The 6000-nt window shown below is 38.3% G+C and carries 7 protein-coding genes; 2 read left to right on the forward strand and 5 right to left on the reverse strand.

The annotated features are described in order from the left end of the window. Position 1: 1 nt before the first annotated feature. Entirely contained in the window at positions 2–484 is a 483-nt protein-coding gene (gene folK, locus NU887_RS16280) for a 2-amino-4-hydroxy-6-hydroxymethyldihydropteridine diphosphokinase (RefSeq protein ID WP_258424445.1), read from the reverse strand. 72 nt (positions 485–556) lie between these two features. Here folK and sppA point away from each other — a divergent pair, with 72 nt between their 5' ends. Further along, positions 557–2320, forward strand: coding sequence for a signal peptide peptidase SppA (gene sppA, locus NU887_RS16285; RefSeq protein WP_258424446.1), 1764 nt, complete (start codon positions 557–559; stop codon positions 2318–2320). A 28-nt stretch (positions 2321–2348) separates the two neighbouring features. Here sppA and NU887_RS16290 read toward each other — a convergent pair whose 3' ends face one another. After that, the gene (locus NU887_RS16290) at positions 2349–3245 is read right to left on the reverse strand and encodes a flavin reductase family protein (RefSeq protein ID WP_258424447.1); all 897 of its coding nucleotides are present in this window, start codon (positions 3243–3245) and stop codon (positions 2349–2351) included. A 95-nt stretch (positions 3246–3340) separates the two neighbouring features. Between NU887_RS16290 and NU887_RS16295 the strand changes: the two genes are divergently transcribed. Further along, positions 3341–4198: an endonuclease/exonuclease/phosphatase family protein gene (locus NU887_RS16295; protein WP_258424448.1), complete on the forward strand. Its 858-nt coding sequence runs from the start codon at positions 3341–3343 to the stop codon at positions 4196–4198. Between the two features lie 87 nt (positions 4199–4285). Here NU887_RS16295 and NU887_RS16300 read toward each other — a convergent pair whose 3' ends face one another. From NU887_RS16300 to NU887_RS16310, 3 genes are all read right to left on the reverse strand, one after another. After that, entirely contained in the window at positions 4286–4465 is a 180-nt protein-coding gene (locus tag NU887_RS16300; RefSeq protein WP_258424449.1) for a hypothetical protein, read from the reverse strand. A gap of 60 nt (positions 4466–4525) precedes the next feature. Beyond that, a complete protein-coding gene (locus NU887_RS16305) occupies positions 4526–4915 on the reverse strand; it encodes a hypothetical protein (RefSeq protein ID WP_258424450.1) in 390 nt (129 codons plus the stop codon). A gap of 224 nt (positions 4916–5139) precedes the next feature. Next, complete coding sequence (locus NU887_RS16310) at positions 5140–5592, reverse strand: hypothetical protein (protein ID WP_258424451.1); 453 nt, start codon at positions 5590–5592, stop codon at positions 5140–5142. Positions 5593–6000 lie beyond the last annotated feature (408 nt).

Below are 6000 nucleotides of genomic sequence, written 5' to 3' on the forward strand. Positions count from 1 at the left end.
ATTATGTGTAAATCTTCACACTAGATTTATCCAAACAATTCTCTAAAAGTTCTCGGTTGGTTTTGTTTAAAACGGGATGTACGAAATCAGGGAGAATTTCTGCCAATGGTTCCAAAACAAATCTTCTTTCCTGTAGAAATGGATGTGGAATAGTAAGTCTTTCGGACTGGAATTTTTCATTGCCAAAGTAAAGGATATCAATATCTATTGTCCGGTCACCCCACTTCTCTCCTCTTGTTCTACCCATTTTTAGTTCTATCTCCAAAATAACATCCAAAATCTCTTCAGGGAAAAATGAAGTGTTGAACACAAGAACTTGATTGAGGTAATTCCCGTTAGATTTTCCACCCCAAGCAGCGGTTTCAAAAATGGAAGATTTGCGGGTAATGGGACCAAAATGAGAGACCATCAAATCAACACTCCCCTCTATTAATCTTAACCTGTCACCGAGATTCCCCCCTAATATAAAAACCACTTGATTCATTCCGCTGTTAAGGTTTGTATTGGGATAAACATAAAGAAAAAAGAAGTAATTTAGCCATCAAAATTAAATATTATGAGATTTCTTGGTAACGTTTTGGCAGTCATTGTTGGCTTGCTAATATTTTCGGTAATGAGTTTTTTTATTCTTGCCGGCATCATTGCGGTCATTTCATCCTCCTCGGAAAGTGATGTAGATGTGAAAGAAAACACCGTACTTTTATTGAACCTCGAAGGACGTCAACTAGTCGAAAGAAGCAGTGAGGACGATCCTGATTTTTCATCCTTTAACGTTTTTGGAGGAGTATCTACAGTCGGACTTACTTCATTAAAAAGGGCAATTGAAACAGCAAAGGAAAATGAAAATGTAAAAGGGATTTTTATCAAAGCCGGAACATTTTCAGCCGGACAGGCCGGAATCAAAGAACTGAGAGATGCGCTTAAGGATTTCAAATCCTCCGGCAAGTTCATTGTGAGTTACGGCGAGTATTACACTGAAGGAGGCTATTTTCTGAGTTCTATTTCGGATGACATCTACATTAACCCATCGGGCCTGATGGAATTCAACGGCTTTGCTTCAGAAGTGGTATTCTTCAAAGGAATGTTTGAAAAGCTTGAAATAGAGCCGCAGGTTTTCCGTGTGGGAGATTTCAAAAGTGCCGTAGAACCCTTTATTTTGGATAAAATGAGTGATTCGAGCAGAATGCAGACGGCTTCTTTTCTGAATGACCTCAATAATTTTGCTTTGAATGAAATAAGCGAAAGTAGGGGTATTTCCTTGGATTCACTTTCGGAGATCAACAATAAGATGTTGGTCAGAAAGCTCAGCGATGCTTTGGAATACAAACTTGTGGACGGATTATGGTATGAGGATCAGGTGATTGACCTGATGAAAGAAAAGCTCGGACTGGGTGAGGAAGATAAAATCAATACCATCAACATGACCGGAATCAACAGGGCTTCCAAGACAAAAAACCTGACTTCCAAAAACAGAATTGCCATAATCGTAGCGGAAGGAGATATCGTCAGCGGCAAAGCTGAAGGAGTCATTGCTTCCGATAGATTCAAAGAAGAAATCAAAAATGCAAGAAAGAATAAAGACGTCAAGGCAATTGTTTTGAGGGTAAACTCACCCGGAGGATCTGCTTTGGCCTCTGAAGTGATCTGGAGGGAGCTTGATTTGGCTAGCAAAGAAAAACCGGTCATCGCTTCTATGGGTGAAGTGGCCGCATCAGGTGGATATTATATTGCTGCCGCCGCTGACACCATCGTGGCACAGCCAAATACCATAACAGGTTCCATCGGGATTTTTGCGATGTGGTTCAACGCCCAAGGTCTCTTGAACAACAAGCTCGGAATCACTACAGACGTGGTCAAGACAGGTGAACTTTCAGACTTTTTGACCCCAACAAGAAAGATTTCCGAAATGGAAAAAAACATTTTCCAAGCACAGGTCGAGGAAGGATATGATATCTTTTTGACTAGAGTGGCGGACGGGAGAAACAAAAGTAAAGAAGAAATCATGAAAGTCGCATCGGGTAGGGTTTGGTCAGGTAATCAGGCCTTGGCGAATGGTTTGGTGGATGTTTTGGGTGGATTGGATGATGCGGTCAAAATTGCTGCTGAAAAAGCCGGAGTTGCTGAGGATTACCGCGTAGTTTATTATCCTCAGACAAGACCTTGGTTTGAAAGATTCCTAAGCGAGTTTACCAATGATGTGCAGGTATTCTATCAAAAACAACAGCTTGGAACTTTTTATCCGATTTACAAACAGATAGAAAGTGTCAAAAAATACGAAGGCTTGATGGTCAGGATGCCGTATGACATCGTTATCAGATAATAAAAAAAGGAGCTAAACGCTCCTTTTTTTATTCTTGCTCTTGAAGCAAAATCTTCCAGGCAGTTTGGACATCCCCTGATTCCAATACCTCTTTGGCATATTGGTGAAGGTGAAAATCAAAACTTTCAGGATCATTTTTAAATCTTAATTTCATTTCCTGTATCGTTTCATCCTGAGAATATTGTTGGATTTCGATGGGTTCGGGAAGTCGCTCACAATTCCCCAATCTTCCAAGGTTATTTCCTGTCAACACGGAACTGTTCCTGATGTGTGGAGGAATATTATCAACGCCAATGCCTTTATTCCTGATTGGTTTGGCTATTTCAAATAAAGCTTCCCCTTGGGCTCTACAATACCAATCCCCTCCCATTCTTGCCACAGCATCCAATTTATGCGGGGAAATCTGCCCGTTTTCATCCAGAATCTCTTCGGATATATGTGCCAACAATACTTCGCATATCACCAAATTTGCCGATCCACCTCCTTCACCTATTGGTAATACTTGCAGTACTTTACACTCGAAAGCCACAGGAGCTTCTTTCACTCTTGGCGGTTTTACCAAAACGGATGATGCTTCCGAAAACCCGGATTTCACAAATTCATTGACTCCTTTTTCATATTCGGTACTTGCCAAAGACATCTGTTCTACCATTGGAAAATTGACGATGTTGATGACAACTTCAGGCACTTCCAATACATTTTCAAGGCTATGTTTGGTGGTGTTGTCCCTTACCCTGCGGGAAGGTGAAAAAACCAACACAGGAGGATTGGTACCAAAAACATTGAAGAAACTGAAAGGGCTTAAATTGACATTCCCATCCTTATCCACTGTGCTGGCAAAAGCAATCGGGCGAGGGGCCACTGCACCTAGCAGGTAGCTGTGGAATTGGGCAATCGACACGTCTTTTGGGTTGATGGTCTTCATTTTTTAATTTTAAGATAATAACAACGGTTTCTATTAACGGTTCGGTAAGGCCTTTATTTAATTGCTAAATTTAGAAATCAAAAATTACAAAGACCATGATACCTTCCTCAATTCGCGTTTATTCTCTTGTTGCCTTGTTTTTTATAGCATATTCTTTTCCGGTTACCTTTTCCTTAGCCCAAAACATGAACATTGCGACGTATAATATCCGGTTTGACAATCCCAATGATATCGGTAATCTTTGGAAGGACCGTGCGCCCCATTTGATTAATCAAATTAAATTTCACAAAATGGACATCATCGGAACCCAAGAAGGGATGTACCATCAACTTGAAGAAATCAAAAATGGATTGGGCTATCCATATGTAGGTGTCGGCAGGGACAAAGGCGGGAAAGAAGGAGAATTCAGTGCGGTTTTCTACAATCCAGAAAAGCTAAAAGTCTTGGATCAAAGCACATTTTGGCTGTCCGAAACACCGGACAAGCCCTCAAAAGGATGGGATGCTGCGTTGAATAGGGTTTGCACTTGGGTGAAATTTGAAAATAAAGAAGGCAAAAAATTCTATATATTCAATATCCATTATGACCATATCGGTCAAAAAGCGAGAGAAGAGAGCAGTAAATTGGTGATCAGCAAAATCAAAGAAATCAATACAGAAAACCTTCCTGTTGTATTTATGGGTGATTTCAATGTCATGCCCGACAATCCGGCGTATCAGACAGTTCTTAACAATTCTGATATGAAAGACAGCAGGCTGATTTCAAAAACACCTTCAATCGGAAATCAGGGAACATTCAATGGTTTCAATTGGGAAAAACTTCCCGAAGGTATCATCGACCATATTTTTGTCAGTCCAAATATCACCGTTCTGAGACATGGAATCCTGACAGACAATTATGGTATGAAATACCCTTCAGACCATTTTCCTGTGATGGTGGAGGTGAGTTGGTGATTGCATAGCTGAGGAAAATCTCAGATGGATATAGTTTAATTTTTTATAGTTGAAGGGTATAAAAAGATATTTCTAAAATAAATCTCTTTACCAAATATCAGCCCAATAGATGACAGCACCTGTTTCATTATTTATTGCAACTCCCTTACTATAGCCATGTTCCCAACCCTTGGGAGTATATACTCCATTTGGCAATTTCTCAGGAATCATAAAAATTCCTTTTTCGGATTCTAACACATACATTTTATACCCTTCCAGTTTTGTCAAAGTCAAATTGGTTTCAAAAATCCATTCTTTGAAAAAATTGGGGACAGGATATTTTCCTTCTTAGCAATTTAGTTCTCCAATTTCTACTTTTCTCGGTTTTCTGATTTTTTTATCATATTTAATCCAATTTTGAGCTGTTAAATGTTTATCAATAACCACGAGGCAACTATCTTCTGAATTGTAAACTGCTACAGATAATGCCTTTGCGGAATTTTCAATACTATCTAGTTCTGTCTGATCAGGATAGTATTTAAGCCAAACATAAGGGTGAGAAATTGAAATATTTTGAGAAATTGCTTGATATAAGTTGTGATATCTTATTTTTTTTGGAAAATGTTCAATAAAACCATCATCAAAGTAATTTATATCTTCCCCAAAATTTAAACTCCTCATATTATTACAACTTGAAATGATTATAAAAATCAAAATAGACATTAATCTCTTCATCATTATCCCAGCTAAGTATTGTATTGCGATGACGGACTATTTAAACCAAACGCTCAAACGAAAGGTAATTCTTGGTTATTTGAATTACAAATTCTACTAAACAAAAAGGTGTAGGTTGAATCTACACCTATCGCCTGCTCCATTTAAAAAAAAATAGATAGCGATCGTAAGTGGAGGTGACTACATTGAGGTATTTGAAGTCTTTCATCCTCCTGCGGTGGGGAAGTCTACTTCACAGAGATATAAACTTTAACAAAGCTAAATTCTTGGCTGTCATCTATATCTATTAACAATACATCTTTTTTCTTTAGTTTAATTAATTTCTTAACGGTTTTAAAATTATCCACCACTTCTTTGTTTAGAAAGTACTCCACCTTGCGTGTATCTGTACTATCCATAGTAGTTTCAACAGTCTGGTTGATGTACAAGTAACCAGTACCACTTTCTTTATATATCATCAGCACATCACTAGCTCCATCGCTATAAATTTGAGGATGGTCTTTGAATACTTTTATGTCAAAATTTCCATCCGCCACCTTATCGAAATAATCAATGATTATCTCTGGTGTTCGTTCTTGAGAAAGAAAATTTATTTTTGTTATATCAGTCTTTTGCGAAAATGAAATCTGAACAATTAATAAATGGATTGATAGGAATATAAACTTAATGTGACAATTCATAATTTATTTTCCCTCCTCCGGGTCTAGTATAGCAATTAGTGTTGGACTGGGTGGTCTTTATAACTATATCCTTTTTTTCCTTCTATCAAAGATGATATCAAGATGAAATTGGACTATTTAGTTAAACGAAAGGTAATTCTTGGTTATTTGAATTGCAAATCCTACTAAAAAAAAGGTATAGATTGAATCTATACCTAGGGTAAGCTCCATTTCAAACATAGATAGCGATCGTAAGTGGAGGCGACTATACTGCGGTCTTTGAAGTCTTTGTCCCCTTTGTTTCTTTGTTGTTCAGAAAAATACAGTGGTAAGTTGAGCGGCTATAAAACACAAAAAGCCTTTGGAATTCTCCAAAGGCTTTGAATAATGTGGCGGCGGCCTACTCTCCCGGGTGTAACCCCAGTACCA

It is taken from the genome of Aquiflexum gelatinilyticum (assembly GCF_024741135.1).
Classification (GTDB): domain Bacteria; phylum Bacteroidota; class Bacteroidia; order Cytophagales; family Cyclobacteriaceae; genus Cognataquiflexum; species Cognataquiflexum gelatinilyticum.

What these genes read in the sequence shown, in the direction of transcription:
- sppA (WP_258424446.1), top strand. Translation starts at nt 557, where the DNA reads ATGAGATTTCTTGGTAACGTTTTGGCAGTCATTGTTGGCTTGCTAATA.
- NU887_RS16290 (WP_258424447.1), bottom strand. Translation starts at nt 3,245, where the DNA reads ATGAAGACCATCAACCCAAAAGACGTGTCGATTGCCCAATTCCACAGC.
- NU887_RS16305 (WP_258424450.1), bottom strand. Translation starts at nt 4,915, where the DNA reads ATGATGAAGAGATTAATGTCTATTTTGATTTTTATAATCATTTCAAGT.
- NU887_RS16295 (WP_258424448.1), top strand. Translation starts at nt 3,341, where the DNA reads ATGATACCTTCCTCAATTCGCGTTTATTCTCTTGTTGCCTTGTTTTTT.
- folK (WP_258424445.1), bottom strand. Translation starts at nt 484, where the DNA reads ATGAATCAAGTGGTTTTTATATTAGGGGGGAATCTCGGTGACAGGTTA.
- NU887_RS16310 (WP_258424451.1), bottom strand. Translation starts at nt 5,592, where the DNA reads ATGAATTGTCACATTAAGTTTATATTCCTATCAATCCATTTATTAATT.